The 22,377-nt window shown below is 70.1% G+C and carries 26 protein-coding genes; 12 read left to right on the forward strand and 14 right to left on the reverse strand.

From position 1 onward, the window contains the following. Nucleotides 1-86: 86 nt before the first annotated feature. Both IEY21_RS09020 and IEY21_RS09025 read right to left on the reverse strand, forming a co-directional pair. Nucleotides 87-716 carry a Dps family protein gene (locus IEY21_RS09020; RefSeq protein WP_188903573.1) on the reverse strand — a complete coding sequence of 210 codons (630 nt, stop codon included), beginning with the start codon at nucleotides 714-716 and terminating at the stop codon, nucleotides 87-89. A 47-nt stretch (nucleotides 717-763) separates the two neighbouring features. Further along, nucleotides 764-1,666, reverse strand: a complete 903-nt coding sequence (locus tag IEY21_RS09025; RefSeq protein WP_188903575.1) for an MBL fold metallo-hydrolase — start codon at nucleotides 1,664-1,666, stop codon at nucleotides 764-766. Nucleotides 1,667-1,715: 49 nt separating this feature from the next. Here IEY21_RS09025 and IEY21_RS09030 point away from each other — a divergent pair, with 49 nt between their 5' ends. Then, the gene (locus IEY21_RS09030) at nucleotides 1,716-2,687 is read left to right on the forward strand and encodes a threonine ammonia-lyase (RefSeq protein WP_188903577.1); all 972 of its coding nucleotides are present in this window, start codon (nucleotides 1,716-1,718) and stop codon (nucleotides 2,685-2,687) included. Nucleotides 2,688-2,781: 94 nt separating this feature from the next. Next, nucleotides 2,782-3,729 carry an aldo/keto reductase family protein gene (locus tag IEY21_RS09035; protein WP_188903579.1) on the forward strand — a complete coding sequence of 316 codons (948 nt, stop codon included), beginning with the start codon at nucleotides 2,782-2,784 and terminating at the stop codon, nucleotides 3,727-3,729. 47 nt (nucleotides 3,730-3,776) lie between these two features. Here IEY21_RS09035 and IEY21_RS09040 read toward each other — a convergent pair whose 3' ends face one another. Next, a complete protein-coding gene (locus IEY21_RS09040) occupies nucleotides 3,777-5,537 on the reverse strand; it encodes a GGDEF domain-containing protein (protein WP_188903581.1) in 1,761 nt (586 codons plus the stop codon). Between the two features lie 165 nt (nucleotides 5,538-5,702). Here IEY21_RS09040 and IEY21_RS09045 point away from each other — a divergent pair, with 165 nt between their 5' ends. Together IEY21_RS09045 and IEY21_RS09050 are read left to right on the forward strand one after the other, a co-directional pair. Further along, nucleotides 5,703-6,680 carry an ABC transporter ATP-binding protein gene (locus IEY21_RS09045; RefSeq protein ID WP_188903583.1) on the forward strand — a complete coding sequence of 326 codons (978 nt, stop codon included), beginning with the start codon at nucleotides 5,703-5,705 and terminating at the stop codon, nucleotides 6,678-6,680. Further along, on the forward strand, nucleotides 6,673-7,545 hold the full coding sequence (locus IEY21_RS09050) for an ABC transporter permease (protein WP_188903585.1): 873 nt from the start codon (nucleotides 6,673-6,675) through the stop codon (nucleotides 7,543-7,545). The genes IEY21_RS09045 and IEY21_RS09050 overlap by 8 nt, the downstream gene beginning before the upstream one ends. 84 nt (nucleotides 7,546-7,629) lie before the next feature. Here IEY21_RS09050 and IEY21_RS09055 read toward each other — a convergent pair whose 3' ends face one another. The 5 genes from IEY21_RS09055 to IEY21_RS09075 form a co-directional block, all read right to left on the reverse strand. Further along, nucleotides 7,630-8,586 carry a metal ABC transporter permease gene (locus IEY21_RS09055; protein WP_188903587.1) on the reverse strand — a complete coding sequence of 319 codons (957 nt, stop codon included), beginning with the start codon at nucleotides 8,584-8,586 and terminating at the stop codon, nucleotides 7,630-7,632. Beyond that, nucleotides 8,583-9,362: a metal ABC transporter ATP-binding protein gene (locus IEY21_RS09060; protein ID WP_188903589.1), complete on the reverse strand. Its 780-nt coding sequence runs from the start codon at nucleotides 9,360-9,362 to the stop codon at nucleotides 8,583-8,585. Before IEY21_RS09060 ends, IEY21_RS09055 begins: the two co-directional genes overlap by 4 nt. Beyond that, complete coding sequence (locus tag IEY21_RS09065; RefSeq protein ID WP_188903591.1) at nucleotides 9,359-10,264, reverse strand: metal ABC transporter substrate-binding protein; 906 nt, start codon at nucleotides 10,262-10,264, stop codon at nucleotides 9,359-9,361. The genes IEY21_RS09060 and IEY21_RS09065 overlap by 4 nt, the downstream gene beginning before the upstream one ends. 174 nt (nucleotides 10,265-10,438) lie before the next feature. Beyond that, nucleotides 10,439-11,668, reverse strand: a complete 1,230-nt coding sequence (locus IEY21_RS09070; RefSeq protein ID WP_188903593.1) for a vWA domain-containing protein — start codon at nucleotides 11,666-11,668, stop codon at nucleotides 10,439-10,441. Nucleotides 11,669-11,682: 14 nt separating this feature from the next. Next, entirely contained in the window at nucleotides 11,683-12,579 is an 897-nt protein-coding gene (locus IEY21_RS09075) for an AAA family ATPase (protein ID WP_229752998.1), read from the reverse strand. Nucleotides 12,580-12,701: 122 nt separating this feature from the next. Here IEY21_RS09075 and IEY21_RS09080 point away from each other — a divergent pair, with 122 nt between their 5' ends. Together IEY21_RS09080 and IEY21_RS09085 are read left to right on the forward strand one after the other, a co-directional pair. Then, entirely contained in the window at nucleotides 12,702-13,061 is a 360-nt protein-coding gene (locus IEY21_RS09080; protein WP_188903595.1) for a hypothetical protein, read from the forward strand. A 136-nt stretch (nucleotides 13,062-13,197) separates the two neighbouring features. Beyond that, nucleotides 13,198-13,830, forward strand: a complete 633-nt coding sequence (locus IEY21_RS09085; RefSeq protein WP_188903597.1) for a hypothetical protein — start codon at nucleotides 13,198-13,200, stop codon at nucleotides 13,828-13,830. Between the two features lie 143 nt (nucleotides 13,831-13,973). On the opposite strand, the gene IEY21_RS09090 is transcribed toward IEY21_RS09085, so the two are convergent. Further along, entirely contained in the window at nucleotides 13,974-14,438 is a 465-nt protein-coding gene (locus IEY21_RS09090) for an SRPBCC family protein (RefSeq protein ID WP_188903599.1), read from the reverse strand. Between the two features lie 137 nt (nucleotides 14,439-14,575). On the opposite strand from IEY21_RS09090, the gene IEY21_RS09095 reads away from it, so the two are divergent. The 3 genes from IEY21_RS09095 (at nucleotide 14,576) to IEY21_RS09105 (ending at nucleotide 16,997) form a co-directional block, all read left to right on the forward strand. Continuing rightward, nucleotides 14,576-15,199 carry a nucleotidyltransferase family protein gene (locus IEY21_RS09095; protein ID WP_188903601.1) on the forward strand — a complete coding sequence of 208 codons (624 nt, stop codon included), beginning with the start codon at nucleotides 14,576-14,578 and terminating at the stop codon, nucleotides 15,197-15,199. Nucleotides 15,200-15,230: 31 nt separating this feature from the next. Next, nucleotides 15,231-16,502, forward strand: coding sequence for a class I SAM-dependent RNA methyltransferase (locus IEY21_RS09100; RefSeq protein WP_188903603.1), 1,272 nt, complete (start codon nucleotides 15,231-15,233; stop codon nucleotides 16,500-16,502). Between the two features lie 87 nt (nucleotides 16,503-16,589). After that, entirely contained in the window at nucleotides 16,590-16,997 is a 408-nt protein-coding gene (locus tag IEY21_RS09105) for a hypothetical protein (protein WP_229752999.1), read from the forward strand. Here IEY21_RS09105 and IEY21_RS09110 read toward each other — a convergent pair. The 3 genes from IEY21_RS09110 to IEY21_RS09120 form a co-directional block, all read right to left on the reverse strand. After that, nucleotides 16,982-17,503: a hypothetical protein gene (locus tag IEY21_RS09110; protein WP_188903605.1), complete on the reverse strand. Its 522-nt coding sequence runs from the start codon at nucleotides 17,501-17,503 to the stop codon at nucleotides 16,982-16,984. The two genes, IEY21_RS09105 and IEY21_RS09110, sit on opposite strands and share 16 nt — an antisense overlap. 80 nt (nucleotides 17,504-17,583) lie before the next feature. Next, nucleotides 17,584-18,450 carry an HAD family hydrolase gene (locus IEY21_RS09115; protein WP_188903607.1) on the reverse strand — a complete coding sequence of 289 codons (867 nt, stop codon included), beginning with the start codon at nucleotides 18,448-18,450 and terminating at the stop codon, nucleotides 17,584-17,586. Continuing rightward, nucleotides 18,434-18,835, reverse strand: a complete 402-nt coding sequence (locus IEY21_RS09120; protein WP_188903609.1) for a 4'-phosphopantetheinyl transferase superfamily protein — start codon at nucleotides 18,833-18,835, stop codon at nucleotides 18,434-18,436. The genes IEY21_RS09115 and IEY21_RS09120 overlap by 17 nt, the downstream gene beginning before the upstream one ends. Before the next feature lie 44 nt (nucleotides 18,836-18,879). Between IEY21_RS09120 and IEY21_RS09125 the strand changes: the two genes are divergently transcribed. Beyond that, the gene (locus tag IEY21_RS09125) at nucleotides 18,880-19,587 is read left to right on the forward strand and encodes a HepT-like ribonuclease domain-containing protein (protein WP_229753000.1); all 708 of its coding nucleotides are present in this window, start codon (nucleotides 18,880-18,882) and stop codon (nucleotides 19,585-19,587) included. 10 nt (nucleotides 19,588-19,597) lie between these two features. Here the strand turns inward: IEY21_RS09125 and IEY21_RS09130 are convergent, their stop codons facing one another. Together IEY21_RS09130 and IEY21_RS09135 are read right to left on the reverse strand one after the other, a co-directional pair. Further along, nucleotides 19,598-20,539, reverse strand: a complete 942-nt coding sequence (locus IEY21_RS09130; RefSeq protein WP_188903611.1) for an aldo/keto reductase — start codon at nucleotides 20,537-20,539, stop codon at nucleotides 19,598-19,600. Next, nucleotides 20,536-20,820: a hypothetical protein gene (locus tag IEY21_RS09135; protein ID WP_188903613.1), complete on the reverse strand. Its 285-nt coding sequence runs from the start codon at nucleotides 20,818-20,820 to the stop codon at nucleotides 20,536-20,538. Before IEY21_RS09135 ends, IEY21_RS09130 begins: the two co-directional genes overlap by 4 nt. A 149-nt stretch (nucleotides 20,821-20,969) precedes the next feature. Between IEY21_RS09135 and IEY21_RS09140 the strand changes: the two genes are divergently transcribed. Both IEY21_RS09140 and paaA read left to right on the forward strand, forming a co-directional pair. Continuing rightward, nucleotides 20,970-21,164: a hypothetical protein gene (locus IEY21_RS09140; RefSeq protein ID WP_188903615.1), complete on the forward strand. Its 195-nt coding sequence runs from the start codon at nucleotides 20,970-20,972 to the stop codon at nucleotides 21,162-21,164. A 207-nt stretch (nucleotides 21,165-21,371) separates the two neighbouring features. After that, nucleotides 21,372-22,337, forward strand: a complete 966-nt coding sequence (paaA, locus tag IEY21_RS09145) for a 1,2-phenylacetyl-CoA epoxidase subunit PaaA (RefSeq protein ID WP_188903617.1) — start codon at nucleotides 21,372-21,374, stop codon at nucleotides 22,335-22,337. The last annotated feature ends 40 nt before the right edge of the window (nucleotides 22,338-22,377 follow it).

Raw genomic sequence — 22,377 nt, forward strand, 5'->3', positions numbered from 1 at the left:
CAGACGAACCTCTCAGGCACCGCACCACACGGAGGCGGGCCGCTGGAAACATCCGGCAGCCCGCCCACACGCTCTGACTTCGCCGCTCAGTTCAGGCGGTCGTCGTCCATGATGGCCTGCAGCATCCAGCGGATCATGTCAATGGTCGCCGCGTAGCCGTTGTACATGTCGGCGGTGGCGGGGTCGTTGGCCTCGTCCACGGTCTGGCTGTCGTCGCGGTAGCCGCGCGACACCCGGGTCAGGTCGTTGACGAGATCGGCGAGCTGCGCGCGGGCGTCCCGGACGGTCTCGTTGGGCACCTTGACCACGCTGTAGCGCTCGATGTCGCTGGGCGCGGCGATGGGGCTGCCGCCCAGGGCCACGAGACGCTCGGCCTGCTCGTCAATGCTGGGGAAGATCTTTTCGATGAACTCGTCATAGGCGAGATGCAGGTCGCGGAAGAAGCGGCCCCGGATGTCCCAGTGGTACTTCTTGAACTTCAGGTACAGGCTGATGCTCGTTGCGAGGTTGCGCTGCAGGGTCTCGGCCACCGTGGTGAACTCCTGCTCGGTCAGGTAGTTGTGGTCCACCAGCGCGTTAAAGGCGGTGTCCAGGTGCGCGGCGTCGGCCTTGGCCTCACCGCTAGGAACCACACCGGGCTTGGCCGCCTTGGCCTTGCTGGCCTGACTGGCGGCTTTGGCTTTGGCCTGTTCGGGAGCCTTGCTCTTTTTGGTCATGGCTCCACGCTACCCCTGGCCACGCGGAGCGGACCATGCGGATTCCTTTACGCTTGGGCGCTGAAGATGAGCTTGTTGTCCATGACCTTCATCTCCAGCCGGCCACCCTCCAGCAACTCGGTGAGGTGTGCGCTCACCACCGCGCGGTTCAGGACCACCGCGCCTGCGTTCGTCATGGTGATCCCCAGCGCCCCGCAGACGCGGGCGAGCAGCTCGTCAATGCTGGCCTCGCCCGCCTGCACCGCTCGCAGCACCGCCGCCGTGGTGCGTTCGTAGGCGGCGAGGTTGGCCGCCACCAGTCCGGCCAGGTCGGAGGTGGGATTGCCGTGGCCGGGCAACACCGTGCGGACCCCTTCCAGGCGGGCCAGCTTCGCCGCACTGCGTTTTTGCAGCCCCGAATCGGCACAGAAGGTCAGCGGGTGCTTGTTCAGGGCGTCCTCGCCGAACAGGGCGTCGGCGGCGTACAGCACCTCGCCCACCCGCACGGCGTACATCAGGGAGGCGTGTCCGGCCACCTCGATGAGTTCCACGTCCGCCCCGCCAATCCGGGACAGGCCCGGTTCGGGGGCGAGGCGGGCCGGGCTGGGGGGCGCGAGCAGGAACTTGCTCTGCAGTTCGCGCGGCGGGCGGGCGCCGAACAGCGTCAGCGGCTCCAGGATCGGGTGCGTGATCACGGCGTCTTCCAGCGGCGGCGCAAAGACCTTGAGATCGGGAAAGCGCTTCAGGATCAGGCGGTTGCCGCCGTGGTGGTCGGCGTGGCTGTGGGTGTTCATGATGCCGCCCGGCGTGAGGCCCGCTTCCTCCAGCACCCGCAGCAGCTTGCGGGCGTGAGCATCGTCCAGCCCGGTGTCAATAAGCAGCGCCGTCTGTCCGCTGCCGGCCACCACGAAACTGTTCACCGCGCCGGGCAGGTACCACACACCGGGGGCCAGAGGGATCAGGGACGTCATGCGCTTCATGCTAGCGGCGCGCTAGCGTACGGCGCAGGAGGTTCCGTTCATGCCCCCCCACCCCCCGCTGGTTACCCCCGCCGAGATTCAGGCCGCCCACGCCCGGTTGCAGGGCCGCATCTACCGCACGCCCCTGGTGCCTTTTCCCGCGTTGCCCGCGCTGTGGCTCAAGGCCGAGAACCTGCAGTACGGCGGAGCCTTCAAGCTGCGCGGAGCGTTCAACAAGCTGCTGTCGCTGACTCCGGCACAGCGGGCGCACGGCGTGGTCGCGCATTCCAGCGGCAACCATGCCGGGGCAGTGGCCCACGCCGCGCGGGCGCTGGGTATCCCGGCGGTGGTGGTGATGCCCGCCGGGGCGCCGCGGACCAAGCTGGAGGCCACCCGCGCGTGCGGCGCGGAGGTCGTGCTTGTGGGCAACGCCAGCGAGGAGCGTGCGGCGAGGGCCGCCGAACTGGCCCGCGACCGGGGCCTGACCCCGGTGCCGCCCTACGACGACGCGCACATCATCGCCGGAGCGGGCACGGTGGGGCTGGAGATTCTGGAGGACCGGCCGGACGTGGAAACCGTGCTGGTGCCGGTCAGCGGCGGCGGGTTGATCTCGGGCGTGGCGGCGGCGGTCAAGGGCCTGCGCCCGGACGTGCGCGTTATCGGAGTGGAACCCGAACTCGCGGCGGACGCGCGCGCCAGCCTGCACGCCGCAGAGCGTGTCTCCTGGGAAGCCGGGGAGGTCGCCCGCACCCTGGCCGACGGCCTGCGCGTGCAGCAGCTGGGAGAACTGACCTGGGCGCACATCCGCGCCCACGTGGACGACATCGTGACCGTCAGCGAGACACAGCTGCGCCGGGCGGTGCGCGACACGGCCCGGCGTGCCCATCTGGTGGCCGAGCCCAGCGGCGCGGTGACGGTGGCGGCGGCGCTGTACGGCGGCCACGATTTTGGCCCTGGCCCGGTGGTCGCGGTGGTCAGCGGCGGCAATCTGGACCTGAGTCTGCTGACCGAACTCCTGAGCGCTGAGGCGTAGGCGTTCCCGTTGCGCGCTTTGCTCAGGGCCCCCGCCCCTTTACCCAGCATTGACCTGACGCCCTTCCCATGCTTTAAGAGTTAAAGTACCGGTCATGGAATTCCGGAATCTTGGCAGAAGTGGTCTGAAAGTCAGTGAAGTGGCGCTGGGGGGCTGGGAAACCTACGGCGTGGGCGTGAACGAGCAGCAGATGGTCCGCGACATCGTGACCGCCGCCTACGAGGGTGGAGTCAACTTCTTCGATCAGGCCGACGTGTACGCGCGTGGCCGCAGCGAGGAACTGATGGGCGCGGTGCTGCGCGAACTGCCGCGCCACACTCTGGTGCTGTCGAGCAAGGTGTTCTGGCCCATGAGCGATGACGTGAACGACCGCGGCCTGAGCCGCAAGCATGTGCTGGAGAGCATCGACAAGTCGCTCAAGCGTCTGGGCACCGATTACCTGGACATCTACTTTGCCCACCGCTACGACCCGGACGTGCCGATGGAGGAGATCGTGATGGCCTTCGATCAGGTGATCCGCGACGGCAAGGCGCTGTACTGGGGCACGTCCATGTGGCCGGCCGCGCGCATCGCCCAGGCCGTCGAGTTTGCCCGCGCCCACGGGTTGCACGCCCCCGTGACCGAGCAGCCCGAGTACAGCATGATGCGCCGCGAGCGCGTGGAAAAGGAGATCCTGCCGTACACGGCGGGCGCGGGCATCGGCCTGGTGGTCTGGAGTCCGCTCGCCATGGGCCTGCTGACCGGCAAGTATGACGACGGCAAGCCCGAGGGCGCCCGCCTCACCGAGAAGGAGAACTGGGGCAAGAACTTCCTGACCGAGGAGAACATCCAGAAGGTCCGCGATCTCAAGCCCATCGCCGACGATCTGGGCATCACGCGCGCGCAGCTGGCGCTGGCGTGGCTGCTGCGCCAGCCGGGGGTCAGCAGCGTGATCACTGGGGCCACCAAGGTCGGCCAGATCCAGGACACCGTCAAGGCGGCCGGCGTGCGCTTAAGTGACGACGTGCAGCAGAAGATCGAGGACATCCTCAACCCGTCCTGATTCCCACCTGCCTGCGGTCCGGTCCTCCTGTGGTGGGCCGGCCGTCTTCAATTGTGGGAGGCTGCAGGGCCCGCATCCGCCGCCACCGGCGGATACACCTGATTGCGCCCCCGGCGTTTGGCCTGATACAGGTGTTCGTCGGCGACCTTGAGGTGGCCGTCCAGCCCGCTGGGATGGCCCAGGGCATACCCGATGCTGATGGTCAGGGTCATGCCGGGCAGCAGGCTTTCCCAGGCGTGGCGGGCCACGGCGGCCCGGCAGGTGTCGAGCAGGGCGTGGGCGGCTCCGGCCGGGTCGGGTTCGTCGGGGGGCAGCGGCAGGGCCACCACGAACTCCTCGCCGCCATAACGGCCGAGCAGGCTGCCTGCAGGCAGGGTGGCGGCGAGCAGCTGGGCGGTCGTCCGCAGCGCCTGGTCGCCCAGCGCGTGCGAGAGCAGATCGTTGACCCGCTTGAAGTGGTCGATGTCCACAAAGGCCACCAGCAGGGGAGGCGCGGGCTGGTCGGGTGATCCGGCGGCGGCCGAGAGCCGCCGGAGGCCCTCTTCCAGGCCGCGCCGGTTGAGCAGGCCGGTCAGGATGTCCTCGCGGGCCTGCTGCTCGGCAAGGCGCAGCCGCTCCTGCCACGAGTGCGCTCCGTCGTCGGTCAGGGTGGGCTCGGCGTCCAGTTCCTCCATGCGCGCCTCGGCCTCGGCGAGCCGGTCCATGAACAGCCGCCCCTCCTCCAGCGCCTCGCGGGTGGTCGCCAGCGCGGCCGCGAGGTCCCCGGCCCGCTCCTGCCACTGCGCCATCATGTCCAGCATGCGCTGGTTCTCGCGGAAGCGTCCGTGCTGACGCCCCACCTCCAGCGCCCGGCGGAAGGCCGGCTGCGCCGCTTCCCAGTTGTGGCGGGCCAGGTGGACCTCGGCCAGGGCCAGGTAGGGTTCCGGGTAGCTGACATATTTCAGGGCCTCGGCATGGTTCAGCGAGGCGTAGGCGTGGTGGGCGGCGGCCTGGACCTCGCCGGCCAGCAGTTTCAGGCGCGAGTGGTGGGACTCGCACAGCATCAGCACGGTCCGGTCGGGCGAGTCGACCAGGGCGGCGTGACAGGCGATGATGGACTGCAGCCCGCGCCGTACCGCCTCGGCCTCGGCCTGCGCCCGCCCCCGCTCGCGGGCCTGCCGGGCCAGGACCACGTAGGCGTGGGCGCGGCCCTCGTGCACGAAGGGCCACATCTCGTGTTGCAGGTGCCGTTCCAGCGTGACCAGCTGTTCCTCGAGCAGGCTCAGCTGGTGCAGGGCCAGCTCGGGCTGGCCGCTCACGCTCGCCAGCCACGCCAGATTGACCAGGGCAAACGCCGCCGTGTGTCCGGCCCCGGCGGCGCGGGCAAGCCGCAGCGCCAGCGTCAGGTCACGGCGCGCGCCCACCTCGTCCCCGGCGGTCAGGCGGGTCAGCGCACGGGCGTTGATCACGCCGGGATGCCGCTGCGTCAGCGCGTGTTCCTTGACCAGCCGCAGGGCGTGGGCGACGTGTTCCAGCGCGAGCACCTGGGCCGAGGTCTCGGTGCAGATGATGGCCAGATCGGTGAGCGCCTCGACCGCCGCGTCGGCCGAACCGGCCCGCAGCGCCAGTTCCAGCGCGCCCTCCACCAGCTGCCGCGCGGCCTCCCACGAGGAAAGCTGCACGTACCGGGCCAGGGCATTCAGGGCGTAGGCACGCTGCGTGTCGTCCTGCGCGTCCTCCCAGCGGGCGAGCAGCGGCCGTGGCACGCCGGCGCCCGGTGGCAGCGGCGGCGGCGGACTGCACACCGGGTCGGGAAGGGGGCCGTTCACTGCCGCCATTGTGGCGTGCCGTACCGGGTCTTGCCGTTAGTCGTAGCTAAATATAAATATGGACAACCGTCCCCGCTGCCGGGGCCGGGACACGCCCAAGACCGTGTGAGAGACTGCAACCTTTGACGCATGAGGCCGCGCGCCGTGAAGGCCTATGCTGCCTGTATGAGCGCCGCTGCCCTTCCCTCCATAGAAACGCACGACCTGCGCAAGGTCTACCGGGGCCGCGCGGTGGTGGATGGCCTGAGTCTGAGGGTCGAGCCGGCCGAGGTCTTCGGGTTCCTGGGACCCAACGGCGCGGGCAAGAGCACCACGGTCAAGATGCTGCTGGGCCTGGTCCTGCCCAGCGGCGGCGAGATGCGGGTGCTCGGCGGATCGCCGGCCGACCCGGCGGTGCGCGCCCAGCTGGGCTTTTTGCCCGAGCAGTTCCGCTTTCAGACGTGGATGACCGGGGAGGAGTTTCTGCACTTTCACGGTCGGCTGGCGGGCATGCGGGCCGATGAGCTGCGCGCCCGGGTGCCGCAGGTGCTGGAAACGGTAGGCCTGGGCGGGCGCGGCGGCGAGTCGCTGGGCGGCTACAGCAAGGGCATGCTGCAACGCTGCGGGCTGGCCGGAGCGATCCTGGCGCGTCCCCGGCTGGTCTTTCTGGACGAGCCGACCAGCGCCCTGGACCCGATCGGCCGGGTGGAGGTGCGCGAGATCATCGAGGGCCTGCGCGCCGAGGGCGTGGCGGTGTTCCTGAATTCCCACCTGCTCTCGGAGGTGGAACAGGTGTGTGACCGGGTGGCCTTCGTCAAGGAGGGCCGGGTACTGCAGCAGGGCAGCATGCAGGAGCTGATGGGCGGTGTGATTCCGGTGGGCATCCGGGTGGACGCGCTGCGTCCGGGCCTGCTCGAGGCCCTGGCCCGGCTGGGTGAGGTCCGCCACACCGACACCCAGACCCCGGGCCGCGCCGACATCGAGCTGTGGCTGGCCCGGACCGACGCGCTGCCCGCCGTGGCCGACGCGATTCATGCGAGTGGTGCGCGGCTCTACGCCCTGACCCCGCGCCGCCCGGACCTGGAGCAGATGTTCCTGGAACTGATCGAGGCGGGACCGGGCACCGCCGCCCACCGTCCGGTCCCGGAGGCCGCCCATGCATAACGCCCTGCTGATCGCCGAACTCTCGCTGCGCGAGGCCACCCGCAAGCGGCTGGTGAGCGTGCTGCTTATTCTCAGCACGGCTTTCATCGGGTTTTACCTGTATGGCATCTACCGCCTGGAACTCAATCTGGACCAGCGCTCGCTGGACGCCGGGCTGGACGGGCGCAGCCTGAGCGGGCTGTCCAATCTGCCGGTGATGTACGCCGCGATGTTCGGCATGTACCTCGTGTACTTCCTGGGAGCGCTGATGTCGGTGCTGTCCACCGTCGGCTCGGTGAGCGGCGACATCGAGAACGGCGTGATGCAGAGCGTGATCGCCCGGCCCATCAGCCGCGCGCAGCTGGTGCTGGGGCGCTGGATCGGCTTTACGGTCGTGAACGTGGTGTACGTGGCGCTGCTGGGGGCCGCACTGATCGGCGGGGTGTACGCCATCACCGGCTACCTGCCGCCCGCGCCCGTGCCGGCCCTGGGCCTGATCCTGCTCGCCGTGACCCTGCTCACCGCCCTGACGGTGCTGGGCAGCACGCTGTTCACCACCCTGGCCAACGGCATCGGCGTGTTCGTGCTGTACGGCGCGGGCTTTACGGGCGGCATCCTCAGCGCCATCGGCACCTTTGCCGACAGTCCCACGCTGGCGACCCTGGGCCGCGCCGCCAACATCGTGATGCCCACCAACTCGCTGTGGCTGGGGGCCAGCTACCACCTGCAGCCCGACGTGCTGCTGCAGATCAGCCAGCGGACCCGGGGCGCCAACCCCTTTTTCGGCTCGGAGCCGATTCCCGCCGCGCTGGCGGTCTGGGCCGCCGTGCTGGCCGCGCTGGCCGTGGCGGCGGCCATGTGGCGCTTCAGCCGCCGCGACCTGTAAGCCCGGGCGGGCGAAGGAAGATATGAGAAGAAGGCCCTCTGGCGGCGTGCCAGGGGGCCTTCTTCTTGGGCGGGCAGGACCTTTTCAGTCCGCGGCGCTGTCGCTGCGCTTGCCGGAATCCCCGGCCTGCCTTCTGCCCAGGACCGCCCGTGGGGAACCCGGGTTGCCCTGCCCCTCGCCCAGTTCGCCGGCGCGCTCGGCAAGCTGTTGCCGGCGGCGGGCCAGCTGGCCGTGTTTGGGCGCGAAGATGAAGGCGAGGACGAACAGGATGCTCTGCACGAGCACGATGCTCGCGCCGGTCGCGCCGTCCAGAAAGTAGCTGCCGTAGGTGCCGATCACGCTGGATCCCACCCCGCAGGCCACGGCAATCCACAGCATCCGCGAGAAGCGGTCGGTGAGCAGGTAGGCGGTCGCGCCGGGGGTGATCAGCATGGCGACCACCAGAATCACGCCCACCGTTTGCAGCGCCGTCACGATGGTCAGGGCCAGCACAGTCAGCAGCACATAATTCAGCACGCCGGTGTTCAGGCCGATCGAGCGGGCATGGGTCGAGTCGAACACGTACAGCAGCAGGTCCTTGCGCAGCAACAGGGTCACGATCAGGGCGACGGCTCCGGCAATCACCGTTTGCCACAGCTCCGAGTCGCCGATGCCCAGCACGTCTCCGAACAGGATGTGGCTGAGGTGTACGTCGCTGGACACCTTGGAGATCATCACCAGTCCCAGCGCGAACAGGGCCGTGAACACCACCCCGATCACGGTGTCCTCCTTGACCCGCGAGCGCGACTGAATAAAGCCGATGGCGCTCACGCTGAGCAGTCCGAAGAAGAAGGCGCCGATCACGAAGGGCAGGCCCAGCAGGTACGAGATCACCACGCCGGGCAAGACGGCGTGCGACACGGCGTCGCCCATCAGGGACCAGCCCTTGAGAATCACGAAGCACGACAGCACGGCGCACACCATTCCCACCAGTGCGCTGACGAGCAGGGCCCGCAGCATAAAGTCGTACTGCAGCGGGGCAAGCAGAAATTCCAGGGTCATGGGCGGGCCTCCGGGCGGGAAGTGGGAGCAGCGTGCAGCGGCGAGCGCCCGCCAAAAGTGTGGGCCAGGTTCTCGGCAGTCAGGACGGCGCCGGTGGGGCCATACAGCAGCACGGTGCGGTCGGCAATCAGGGCCACCTCGTCGCAGAAGCTCTCCAGCGTGCCCAGGTCATGGGTGCTGACCAGCATGGAGCGGCCCTCGCGGCGCAGTTCGCCCATCAGCGCGATGATGGCCTCGCTGGTGCCCACATCCACGCCGCCGAAGGGCTCATCCAGCAGCAGCAGGCGGCCTTCCTGGGCCAGCGCACGGGCCAGAAAGGCGCGTTTGCGCTGCCCGCCACTGAGTTCCCCGATCTGCCGCTCGGCAAAGGCGCCCATGCCTACACGCTCCAGACTTTCCTCCACCAGCCCATGGTCCGCGGCGCTGGGACGGCGCAGCCAGCCCATCTTGCCCTGGCGGCCCATCATGACCACCTCGCGCACGCTGACCGGAAAGTTCCAGTCCACGTCCTCGCTCTGGGGAACGTAGGCGATCAGCCCGGCCTTCTGGGCGCGGTTCACGGGCTGCCCGAACACCTGTACCGTGCCGCGCAGCGGCGGCAGAAATCCCATCACGGTCTTGAACAGGGTGCTCTTGCCCGCGCCGTTCATGCCCACCAGACCGCAAACGCTGCCGCCCTGCACCTCCAGGGTAGCCTGCCGCAGCGCCAGACGTCCGCCGCCGTAGGCCACGCTCACGTTGTGAACCTCCAGCGCGTTCATCCGGTCGTGCGTCATCGGGTTCCCAGCCCCTTGAGGATGGTGTCGGCGTCCTTTTGCAGCAGCTTCAGGTAGGTGGGCACGGCCCCCCGCGCGTCGGTCAGGGAATCCACGTACAGCACGCCGCCAAAGCGGGCGCCGGCCTCCTTCGCCACCTGTTCCATGCCGCGGGTGGGCACGGTGCTCTCGCAGAACACGGCGGGAATCTTCTCGGCGCGCACCGCGTCAATCACCGCCTTGATCTGGCGCGGCGTTCCCTGACCTTCCTCGGCATTGACCGGCCACAGGTAATGTTCGGACAGGCCGTAGTCGCGCGTCAGGTACGAGAAGGCCCCCTCGCACGTCACCAGCGCCCGCTGATTCTTGGGCAGACTGGCCAGCTGCGTTCTGAGCCGGGTGTCCACCGCGCGAATCTGATCGCTGTATTTCCTGGCGTTCGCATTGAAGGTCTTTGCCCCGGCGGGATCAAGCTTCACGAACGCCTTGCGGATGTTCTCCACATAGATCAGGGCGTTCTTGGGGGACATCCAGGCGTGCGGATTGGGTTTGCCCCGGTAGGCATCCGAGGTGATGTTGACCGGCGTGATGCCCTCGGTCAGGGTCACGCTGGGAACCCGGCCAAGCTGACGGGTGAACTTCTCGAACCAGCGCTCCAGATTCAGGCCGTTGTTGAGGATCAGGCTGGCCCCACGCGCGTTCACCAGATCGCTGGGCGTGAACTGATAGCCGTGAATCTCCGCGCCGGGTTTGGTGATGGACACGACGTTCAGGCGGTCTCCCGCCACGTTCTGTGCCATGTCGGCGAGGATCGTGAAGGTGGTCAGCACGGTCTTCTTGTCCTGGGCCTGTGCCAGGGCCGTTCCACCTGTTCCGCCGCACAGCAGCGCCGTCAGCAGAAGATGTTGAGGAATGAACTTCATATTTTTAGTTAAGCCTAAAAAAAACTTGAAGTCAAGCTCAGTCGCCGGCGGTTGTCACTGGGAGGCCGTCGCAGTCGGGTCAGGGGTCGGTGCCCTCAGCCGCAGAACTTCCCGCCCCTCGCAGCGAAGGTGGCGGGGTGAGAAAGGCAGAAGGCCGGTGCAGGAACCGGGATGTTATGAACGGTGCAACCGGGCGCCCAGACGCAGCAGGTCGTCCATGCCGCCGGCGGGCAGCAGCGCGTCCAGGTGGGGCAGCGCCGCGCGGATGGCCCGCTGCACCGGTTGATAGCCCGGCAGCGCGGCCAGGGGCGAGAGCCACACCACCCGGCCCGCGCGGCGCTTCAGGTCACGCAGGGCACGTTCCAGAACCTCCACCTCGCCGGTGTCCAGGCCGTCACTGAGAATCAGCACCACCGTGTCGCGGTTGACCCGTTCGCGTTCCTGGCGGGCCAGCTGCAACAGGTTCTCGCCGATGCGGGTGCCGCCGCCCCAGGCCTCTCCCAGATCGGGCAGCGCGAGCGGCTGCCCCGGACGCGTGCGGCGCAGGTGGGGAGTCAGCCGGGTCAGGCCGGTGGAAAAGGCGTAGACCTCCACCCGGCGCGAGCGCAGGTGCAGCGCCTGGGCAAAACGCAGCAGCAGCGTGGCGTCCTTGCCCATGCTGCGGCTGCCGTCCAGCACGAGCAGAAAGCGCGGCGCACGGCGCGGGCGGCCCAGCCAGCGCAGCGCGGCCGGGTCGCCGGCCGTGCGGGCGGCGGCACGCAGGGTCCGGCGGGCGTCCAGCTTTGGGCCGCGGGCCATCGGACGCAGCCGCCGGGCCTGACCCAGTTCCACCACCCGGATCAATGCGGAGGCCGCCCGCAACAGTTCATTGAGGTCGTCGGCTGCCGTGTGCACCGCGCCGCCCGCCCCCGCATTCGGGCTGAGGCGGGTCTGGACCGTCTGCAGGTCGCCGTCCGCGTCGTCCGGATGGTCCGCCGCCTTTCCCTGCGGTTTCGCCGGGGCCGGGACCAGCTCGGGCTCCTCGCCAGTCTGGGGAGGGGCCGGGGTGGGGACCTGTCCCTCTTGCCCCTGTGGTGGGCGGGGCGTGGCTGCGGGGTCCTGCTCCGCGCCGGGGGCCCCGGTCTCGGACAGCAGTGGCGGCAGCTCGGGGGGCGGCGGTTCGCCGTCGCGGCGAAAGAAGACATTGAATTCGTGGTCAAAGCTCCGCGTCTGCTCGGGGCGGTCGGTGAGGACGGCGCGCAGGGCGTCGCGCAGCTGCCTCCGGTCCAGCAACTCCACGGCCCCGGCGGCCCGCAGCGCGTCCGCCGCCTCGCCGGGGCCGATCAGAAAGCCGTGGCGTGTGCGCAGCCGGGCGGCGAAGGCCGTGATGCGGGCCGCGAGGTTGGCCGGAACGGGCTCACTCACTGCTGCCCTCCCCGTCAATCCTGCCCGGGAGTCTGGGCCGCCACGCCCCGCAGGGTCGGCGCGGCAAGCAGCTGGTCCTCGCGCAACTTGAGAACCGCGCCCAGTGTGGCCTCGATGCTGGGCGCGTCCAGATGGTCGCGGTGCAGGCTCAGCAGCGCCGCCGCCCAGTCCAGCGTCTCGGCCACGCCAGGCGGCTTGCCCAGCGGCAGCTGGCGCAGCGCATGTACGGCGTCGGTCACCTGCCGGGCCAGCGCGGCGTTCACCCCGGGCAGCCGGGCATGCACGATCTCCAGTTCCTGGCGGGCCGAGGGGTACTCGACCCAGTGGTACAGGCAGCGCCGGCGCAGGGCGTCACTCAGTTCGCGTGAGCGGTTGCTCGTCAGAATCACGTGGGGCCGCGTGCGCGCGGAGATGGTCCCTAGCTCCGGCACGGTGATCTGCCACTCGGCGAGCAGCTCGAACAGGAAGGCCTCGAAGGCGTCGTCGGCGCGGTCAACCTCGTCGATCAGCAGCACCGGCGAGACGTCCTCGCAGATGGCCTGCAGCAGCGGGCGGGCCATCAGAAAGCGTTCGCCGTACAGCTCGTCGTCGTCCACCCGAGCGCCCCCCACCTCGGCGGCGCGCAGGTGCAGCAGCTGCCGGGCGTAGTTCCATTCGTACAGTGCGGCCTGGGCGTCCAGGCCCTCGTAACATTGCAGGCGGATCAACCGGGTGCCCAGCACCCCGGCGAGCGTCTTGGCGGCCTCGGTCTTGCCCACGCCTGCCGGGCCCTCCAGCAGCAGGGGTTTTTGCAGGGCCACCACCAGCCGCAGGGCGGTCGAGAGCGCCTCGCCTGTCACGTAGCCGCGCGCGCGGAAGTCGGCCTGCAGGTCGGCCGGGGTGGGCAGCCCGTCGGAACGGGAGGCGGTCACGTGCCGCCCTCGGGGCGCGCCGGGGCCAGACAGGGGGTGGAGGACATACCCGGCCAGTATCGCTCATCTTTATGTTGGGCACCGGCAGGCTTCCGTCAGAACCGCGTGCCTACCCTGAGGCCATGACTCTCGCCGCCCTGCTGTGCGCCCTGACGGCCCTGATGGTCGGTCTGGACTCCGGCAGACGGTTCGCGCGCCGGCCCCCGCCTCCTCTGCCGTGTTCGGGCCGTCGCCCGGCCCACCCCACCTCCGAACCCGGAATCCGCCGCATGCTGATCGTCGCCGCCTACGCCGCGGTGGTCGCCGGACTCGTGGAGGCCGGCACGCTGTTTCTGGCTCCCCTGGGCCAGGACCTGCTGTGGATGATGCTCATCACCATCACACTGGGCGGCTTTGCGCTGGGCGCGCTGCTTCCCGTGGTCCCGACGTTGCCGGTCCGGGTGGCCGCAGAGGCCTCCGCGGCGCGGCTGCCCACCGCCTGAAGTGCGCCGCAGCGTCCCCGAACCGCAGACGGAGGGCCCGGCCCGGGCCTGACTTTCGGGGGACGCTTCCTCACGCTGGCCTCGGGTATAAGTGGAGGATGTTCTCGCTCCTCTTTGCCTGCTGGCCGGAGGCCGCATGACCCGCCGGCCCTCCCTCAAGACCCTGATCCGGGTCACCAAGGCCCTGCGTGAACCCGAGCCGACACCGGGCGGTGACGGAGGCCTGCGCGGGGCCGCCCGCCGCGCCGCCGAGGCCGCCCTGAGCGACCCGCGCGTGCAGGACGCCGCTGACCGGGTGCGGGGGCGCACCCAGCAGTGGCGGGCCCAGGCCGGCGAGAGCGCCGACCGACGCCTGGAACAGCTGATCGGCGAGGCCCGCGCCCGCCGGGGAAACGGCACGCCGCAGGAGGTCGCCGCCGTGCTCGAACAGCGCCGCCGGGAGCGCGAGGCCCGCGTCGCCCGGGTCCGCGCCCGGCAGGCTGTGCTGGACCGCGCCGAGACCCCGGAGCAGCGCCGGGTGCTGGGGCTGCTCGTGGCGGTCACGCCGTGGGCCGGGGGCAGCGCCCAGGCGGGGCCGCTGCGCTACACCGCCGTGCTCGACCGCCTCGCGCCGGGTGGGGGGGCCGAGGCCGAGATGGCCGTTCACCGCGCGCTGTGGACCCTGGCCGAGCGGCGGGTCCTCGCCGTTTCTCCGCACGGGGTCATCACGGCGGTGCAGCAGCTCAATCAGGCCGCGCTGGCCCTGCCGGGCGCGGACCCAGACTCCTGAACCTCAGACTCCTGAACCCCAGCTTCCTGAAGCCCGGGCGCCTGACATTGTCCTCCCGGGGTCCCGCCGGGATGCAGCGCTGAAGGCAAACGACCAAGGGAGCGTGGAAGGGGGAACTTTTCGTTCCCGCCTCCCACGCCGCCCTACGCCAGCGTGCCCGCCGAGGCCTCGATGTGGGTGCTCATGTTCTCGAAGGTTTTCTGGATCAGTTTTTTGGCCTGCACGTCCAGCGCCCGTCCGCCGACCGTGGCGAGCGGGCCGCGCATGCTCGCCTCACCGGTCCAGTCCAGGGTGGTGGTGCCGTCGCCGTTGTCGAGCACGTTGGCCCCCGCCGTCAGGTCCACGAGGCTGCCCAGCCCGCCGCCCTGCACCTTGACGTTCACGCGGCCCTGCGGCTCGTCGGGCAGCACCTCGATCTTGAACTTGAACTTGCCGCGCACCATGCCCACGCCCACCTGCACGGTGGCGTCCATGTGGGTCTGGTCATGGACCACAACCTCCTGCACGTCGGGCAGGCAGCGCGCCACCCGCTCCGGGTCCTGCACGAAGGCCCACACCACCGCCGGGGCGGCCCCCACCTGTTCCTGTCCCGAGTAATTGAGTTTCATGGCTGACCTCCTGGGGTGCGCACTGTGGCGCGCAGAACCGGCGAGCGGTTCAGAAAAACGTCCGGATGCGAAGAGCTCCCTGATTGTAAGCGGAGGGAGGCCGGAGGCGTGGAGGCCGCAGGGTCTAGCATGGGCGCATGTCTTCCGAGCCTTCCCCGGTGGCGGGCGTGCTGCTCGCCGCGGGCCGCAGCGTCCGCATGGTCCAGCCCAAGCAGCTTGCTGTGCTGGGCGGGCAGCCGCTGTGCCGCCACGCGGCGCGTGCTCTCGCGGCGGCCTACACGCCGCTGCTCGCGGTGGTGCCTCCCGGCGAGGTCGGTGAGGGAATCCGCGCGGCACTGAGCGGCCTGGAGTTTGCCTTCGTGGTCAATCCCCACCCGGAGCGCGGTCTGGCCTCCTCGTTCCGGGTGGCCGCGGGGGCGTTGCCCGGCGGCCTGGGCGGCGCGGCCTTCGCGCTGGCCGACATGCCGCTGGTAACGGCGGCGCTGCACCGGGAGCTGCTGCGTGCCTTCCGGGAGACCGGTGCGCCCGTGGTGCTGGCGGCCTACGGCGAGGGCAAGGAGGCCGTGCGCGCTCCGCCGCACCTGCTGCGCGCCGATCTGTTGCCCGCGCTGCTCACCCTGCCCGACGCCGACCACGGCCCCCGGTCGGTGCTGGCCGCCCACGCGCGCGGGGCGGTGACCTGCCATTTTCCCGCCGAACTGCTGCTGGACGTGGACACGCCGCAGGCGCTCGCGGCAGCTGTGGAACGGCTGAACCTTTGAGGTCGCCCGGCCGCGCTACCCTGGGTTCCATATGTCTGACGCTGCCCACCCTGAAATGTCTACCCCCCCACCCTCCGCAGCGCTGCTGACGCTGGAGATCGAGAAACTGGTCGCGGGCGGCCTGGGGCTGGCCCGGGACGGCGACGGCGTGGTGCTTGTGCGCGGCGCGCTGCCCGGCGAACGGGTCACGGCGCGGGTGCGCGCGGGCCGGGGCGTGCGCCAGGGCGTGGTGCAGGAGGTTCTGAATGCCAGCCCCGACCGTGTGGAGGCCCCCGAGCTGCCCACCGCCGACCTCGCCCACGCGTCCTACGCCGCGCAACTGAGATTCAAGCGCGACTTCGTGACCGAGGCGCTGATCCGCATCGCCAAGGTCCGCCACCCCGTGAACGAGACGGTGCCCAGCCCGAGCGAGTGGCACTACCGCAACGCCGCGCAGTACCTGGTGACGCCGCAGGGCCTGGCCTACCGCGAGCGGCGCGGCCGCGACCCGCTGGTGGTGCACGGCGACCCGCTGGTGATGCAGGCCATCGCGGACGTGGTGGCCCGCCTGGACCCGGCGTTGCTCGACCCGGCCACCGAAATCGCCTTCCGGGCCAGCCTGCTCACCGGCGAGGTCGTGGCCGCCGTGATCGGTGCCGGAGAGACGCGCACCTTCCTGCGCGCCAGTGACCACCTGATGAACGCCGGGGTGGTCGGGGTCTCGCTGGCGCAGCCCGCCGGACGCCGCTTCAGCGCGGGCGTGCGCCTGATCGCCGGAGAGGCGGACATCCGCGAGCAGTTCGGGCGCGTGCAGGTCAGCGTCAGCGCCACCGGCTTCGCGCAGGTCAACCCGCCGGCGGCGGGGCTGGCGTATGTGCGGGCCGCCGAACTGGCGGGTTCGGGCGAGCATGCCGTGGACCTGTACGGCGGCTCGGGCGCCATCGGCCGTCACCTGGCCCCCAACTTCCGGCGCGTGACCGTGCTGGACGCCGCCGCCGAGGCCCTGGCACGTGGGCGGCAGGACGTGGCCGAGAGTGGTGAGACCAACGTGACCTTCCGGGACGGGGACGCCGCCCGCTTCAGCGAACTGGGCACCGACGTGATCGTGGTTGATCCGCCGCGGGCCGGGCTGGAGGAGGGAGCGCGCGAGCACATCCATTCCTCCACCGCCGACCGGCTGGTGTACATCTCCTGCGATCCGGCCACCTGGGCGCGTGACGTGGGCGACCTGACCCGGCGCGGCTGGAAGCTGGGCGAGGTCACGCCCCACGACTTCTACCCGCAGACCAGCCACGTCGAGCTCGTCAGCGTGTTTAACCGCTAGGCCGCCCCCCGGCACCGCCCGCTTTCTCTGGCCGGCTGCAGCGTCCGCTCATCTTCTGCGGGCCTGCGGGGCGTTAGCGTGCCGGGCATGAGGCGGCGCGTGTGGAGTGGGGTGTTGCTGGCCGCGTCGCTGTGCGCGTGCCAGCCGCCGCCCGATCCCCGTGTTGCTGAGCTGAGCGCCCGCGTCAGCGCGCTGGAGGCCGAGGTCCGCGCTCTGAAGGCCGCCCAGCACAGTGGAGGCCCGGCGGGGGCGACGGACGCCGGAGACGTGACTGCCCGCGCCGCCGCCCAGAACTGCGCCAATGCCCTGACCCGCATGCTGGAGACCTTCCGGCAGGACAGCATTGACCGCCGGTATCCCACGCCCGCGCAGGTCGAACTGCCCGGCGCGTGTGCGGGCCAGCGCGTGAACTGGGTCACGCTGGAGGCGCAGGCGTATACCTTCAGCCTCACCGACAGGGCCGGCAAGGAACAGCTGCGTCAGCGCGGGCCGTAAGCCGGGGTGCGGACCACCGGATCGTCGGTGCGGTCCTGCTCGAGCAGCACGCCAAAGGTGGTCACCTGCGGGCCGGTGAAGCCCACCACGAAGGCCCAGACCTCCTGCGGTGCCTTCTCGAAGATGGCGCTGCGGACATACACCGCCTCCCCGCCCTGCATGAAGGTCCGCTCCCGCACCACCCGGAGTTCGGCTCCGTACTGCTCGAGGCCGGTCTTGCGGAAGGCCGTGAAGCCCTCCAGCGTGCCCCACTGTGCGCGCACTGCCGGGGAAAAGGACTGCCACAGGGGATTCAGATTGACCGCCAGGAACCCGGTCATCAGCGCCCGCCCGCGCGTCAGGGCCGCCTGTTCAGGGGCGTTTCGGGTCGCGGGACCAGTGGGGGCCGGAGAGGTGGCGGGCGTGGCCGGAATGGCCGGAGCCGGGGACTGCGCCGCCGCCGGGACCGCCGTCCCCAGGGCCAGCGTCAGGAGGGCGGGGAAGGCCGGCAGCGCTCTGGAGTTCATGCTCCAGCGTACCGGACATGGGGTGGGCCGGGCTGTCAGCGCGCCGACCATCCCGCGCATTCATGGGGTCCTGGCGCGGCTCACTTCAGCTCCTCGTGCTGGGGTGGGGCCAGCGCCAGCATCCGCTCCAGGGTCACCGCCACGCCGTCGTCGGCGTTGCTCAGGGTCGTCTCGTCCGCCGCCGCCAGGGCCTCGGGCTCGGCATTGGCGACCGCCACCCCACGGCCGGCCCAGGCGAGCATCTCGGCGTCGTTCGGGGCGTCCCCGAAGGCGAGGACCTCGCGGCGGTCCACCCCCAGCATTTTGCACAGCCGGTCCAGCCCCCAGGCCTTGCTGACCCCCTCGGCCAGCACCTCCAGAAACGGCGCGCCGCTGTGGGTCACGGCGTAGCTGCCCAGCCCCAGCGCCCCCATCTCGGCGAGCAGGGCACGCGGAGGCAGCGCCGGATGGCGCACGATGAGTTTCAGGCTCGGCCCGGTGAGCACGTCCTCCAGCGTAGAGGCCCCCATCTCGTCCGGCGCGCGCTTGTGGTCCTCGAACTGGGCCAGAGCCGCGTAGCCCTCCTGCGCCACAAAGACCTCGCCCCTTTCCCGTACGCTCGCGAACAGCACGCCCGGCACCCGCTCGGTCAGCGCCCGCGCCAGCGCCCGTTGCGCCGCCACCGGCACGTGCGCCTCGAACAGCGTCTCGCCGCTGCCCAGGTGAAGCCCGTGCGCGCCGTTGCCGCACAGGGCGTAGTCCATGAAGCCCGCCACCTCGGCAATATGCCGAATGCCCCGCGGCTGCCGGGCCGTGACCGGCACGACGTGGATTCCCGCCGCCCGCGCGGTGTCCAGCGCCCGGCGGGTGCGCGGGCTGACGCTGTGGTCGGGGCGCAGCAGAGTACCGTCCAGATCGGTGGCGATCAGGCGGATGGGGCGAGTGGCGGACCTACGGCGCGGCGCCATGGCCCCGGTCCTCCAGCACCACCACCGCCGAGGCGTGTTCCTTGGTATGGGTCAGGGTGAGGTGGGCGACCCAGCCGTGGGCCTGCATCTCGGCCCCGATTTCGGGAACGAAGGCGAGTGCCGGGCGCGTGAAGGGAAAGGGGCCGCCGGGCGTGGAGGTGCGGGTGACCCACACGTCGCGCCAGCCGTGGGGGCGCGGCCAGACCTTCTGAAAGGCCTCCTTGGCGGCGAAACGGGCGGCCAGGCTGGGGGCGGGGTCTTGCAGGCGGGCGCAGTAGGCCAGTTCCTCGGGAGAAAACAGTTTCTCCGCGCGCGTTCCCTCACGCTCCAGCATGCGGCGGATGCGCGCGATCTCGATCAGGTCATGGCCCACGGCAACGATCATGGACAGAATGCTAGCGCGTGGGCGCGGGCGGGTATCCTCGGGCGGTGACGTCTTCCGGCCCGCCCCTGTTTCCCGATACCAGCCTGCAGGATGTGGCCCGCGTGATCCGCTCGGTGGAGCCCGCGTGGCGGCAGATGGGCGTCTCCCGCGTGCGGATTTTCGGCTCGGTGGCGCGCGGCGAGGCCACCGACCTGTCGGACGTGGACCTGCTCGTGGACTTTGCGGGCGAGGCCGGACTGCTGGACCTGATGCACGTCAAGGCCCTGTTCGAGGACACCCTGCGCCGCCGCATTGACGTGCTGACCGAGGGCGGCCTCAAGCCCCAGCTGCGCCGCGAGATCCTGGCCGACGCGGTGGACGTGACCCACTTGCCCCGTCATCCGAAGTCCAGCCACCGGAGCAAGCGCTGGCGCTGGCGCGTTCACGACATTCTGGACGCCCTGGACCGCGTGCGCGACTACACGGCGGAGCATACCCTGGACACCTTCCTGGCCGATCACCGGACCCAGGACGCCGTGCTGCGCAACCTGTCCCGGCTGGGCGAGACGACCAAGTTCGTTCCGCAGAGCGTGGAGGACCGCTGGCCGGACGTGCCGTGGGCGTATCTGCGCGACATCCGCAATCTGGTGGCGCACGATTACTTCGGCATTGACCCGGCGCTGGTGTGGCACACCGCGACCTCGGAACTCGTCAACATCCGCCCCGCCTTGCAGGCGCTGGCAGACGGGGCAGAGGAGAGGAGCGGGCGCTAAGCCGGGCCGCTCAGTTCCAGCCCAGGCCCGAGCGCTCCTGCCAGTAGTGGGCCGGCGACATGGCGAGGTCGGCCAGGGCGTCCGCCTCCAGCCGCAGGTCCAGGGCCCGCAGGTTGCTGCGCAGCTGCGCCGTGGTGGTCGCTCCACTCAGAACCACGTCGGCCCACGGCTGGGCCAGAGCGGCGGCCAGCGCCACGGCGTCGGGGGTGACCTCCAGAGCCTGGGCCAGCCGGGTCAGCGCGGGCGGCGGCGTTCCCCGCGCGGTCAGGCGGCCGTTGGCGACCGTCTCCTTGACCACCACCGCCCAGCCCGCCGCATGTGCCTGGGCCAGCGCCGCGCCCGCTGAGGGTTCCAGCACGTTCCAGGTGGCCTGTACCACGCTCAGCGGGTTGCGGCCCTCCACCGAGACGTCCAGCGCCCGCCGCAGGGTCTCGGCCTGCCCCGGTCCGCTGGTGCTCAGGCCCACGCGCACGCCCGAGGCCGCGAGTTCCGCGAGCCGCGCGAGCACCCGCCCGTTTTCCAACACACCCGTCTCCAGCGTCGCGGAGTGGATCAGGTAAAGGTCCGGGGCACGGTCCAGGGCCGCCAGGGTTTCGGGCCATTGCCGCACCAGCGTGTCCAGATCATGACTCTTGACCTCGTGCGTACGGGCGTCGGTGCGCCAGTCCGCGACGTAGGTGTAGCCCCACTTGCTGCCCACCGTGGCGGTGTGTCCGCGCCCGCGCAGCCAGCCGCCCAGAAAGGCCTCGGCGCGGCCATAGCTGCGCGCGGCGTCGTAGTAGCGCACGCCGGCCGCCCACGCGGCGTCCAGGACAGTCCAGGCGTTGTCCTGCAGGGCCTGCACGTCCTTGTGGGGCAGGTCCCGGTCATGGCCCAGGTTGATGTATCCGGGCCGGCCCAGTGCGGCGAGGCCCAGGCCCAGGCGGGGGGAAGCGGGAGGCAGGAGGTTCATCTGCCTGCCCCTCTGGGCAGATCACCGGTGGGTGCGGCAGGGACGGTCAGGTGAAGGACGCTGTGCCGGGCCGGCGTGAGGCTGCACAGCGGGTGCATCACACCGAATTCAGCGTCCGGGGCCGGGTAAAGTCCATGCCCGGTATTGCTGTCTTCGTCCGCCGTTTCACGCAGGAAACTGCTGTAGGCCAGCGCGGACGTGATGGATAAATCGGCGCGTATGGCGTCGCGCAGCTGGGTGTCCATAAAGGCATCTATAGGGGTGTGGCGCTGCACATTCACTTGAGACCAGTATGGCCCACCTGACGTCAGCCACGGGGAAATGCTCCGGCCCGGTGGCCTGCCTGCGCGTCAGATTCTAGAAAGTTTGTGTGGCGATAATTGAGATCAGATAAAGAAACCGCTCATTTTTGGGGCGGGTTGGGGGACCTATGAAGGAAGCGAAGACTGCTCTGAAACCCGTCGCCTTTGACCCGCAGAACATGGAGCGGGGCGATGACGGTGACCTCTACCACCTGCCCACCCTGCGCCTGCTGCTCGCTGCCGGCCGCCTGTCTCATGACAGCGCCGGATACCGGCTGCTGATGCAGCACGCCGCGTCGTTACAGCCCCGTCTGATCGCCTGACCGCCCTTGCTGCCGCCCTCACCATTGGGGCGATGGGCGAGTATCCCGCGCCGTGTGACCGGCCGGCTTCTCTCAGGACGAGCCGCCCTGGTGTGGCCCACGGGGCAAGGGCGGCGAGGGCGCACCGACATGAATGCGCCTGCTTAGAGGCCTCACCACCAACCTAACGCTCGTTAGGTAGACTGGGGTTATCTCAGGAGGTCCCCTATGACCCAGCACAACACTCACATCATGCCCGGAGAAACCGCCGAACAGCACGCCGCCTTTGAGGCCCGCATCGAGCGCGGCGAGAAAATCGAGGCCGGCGACTGGATGCCCGCCGAGTACCGCCGCCAGCTGATCCGCATGATCTCGCAGCACGCGCACTCCGAAGTGGTGGGCATGCTGCCCGAGGGCGAATGGATCGCCAGCGCGCCCAGCCTGAAGCGCAAGACCATCCTGATGGCCAAGGTGCAGGACGAGGCCGGGCACGGCCAGTACCTGTACCACGCCGCCGAGACGCTGGGCGCAACCCGTGAGGACATGATTGAGGCGCTGCTGACCCGCCGCGCCAAGTACTCCTCGATCTTTAACTACCCCACCATGAACTGGGCCGACGTGGGCATGATCGGCTGGCTGGTGGACGGCGCGGCCATCAAGAACCAGACCATGCTGGCCGGGGCCAGTTACGGACCGTACAGCCGCGCGATGGTGCGGATCTGCAGCGAGGAGACCTTTCACCACAAACAGGGCAAGGAAATGATCGTGGCCTACGCGCAGGGCACCCCCGCCCAGCGTGCGATGGCCCAGGACGCCCTGAACCGCTGGTGGTGGCCGGCGCTGATGATGCTCGGGCCGCACGACGCCGACAGCCCGAACACCGGCATCATGAGCAAGTGGGGCGTGAAGCTCAAGACCAACGATGAGGTCCGGCAGGAGTTCCTCAACGAACACGCGCCCGAACTGCTGGAGGCGGGACTGACCATTCCTGACCCCGAGTTGCACCAGGACGCCGACGGCAACTGGAAGCACGGGCCCATCAACTGGGATGAGTTCTGGGCGGTCATCAAGGGCGAGCGGGGCCTGGGCAACGAGCGCCTGGCCACCCGCCAGCAGGCCCACGACGAGGGGGCCTGGGTGCGTGAGGCCCTGCAGGCGTACACCGACCGTCAGCGGGCCGTGGCTGCGGACTAGCGGAAAACAGGTCGGGGGGCGGGCCGCAGTCCACGCATGT

Source organism: Deinococcus aerophilus, assembly GCF_014647075.1.
Taxonomy (GTDB): Bacteria; Deinococcota; Deinococci; order Deinococcales; family Deinococcaceae; genus Deinococcus; species Deinococcus aerophilus.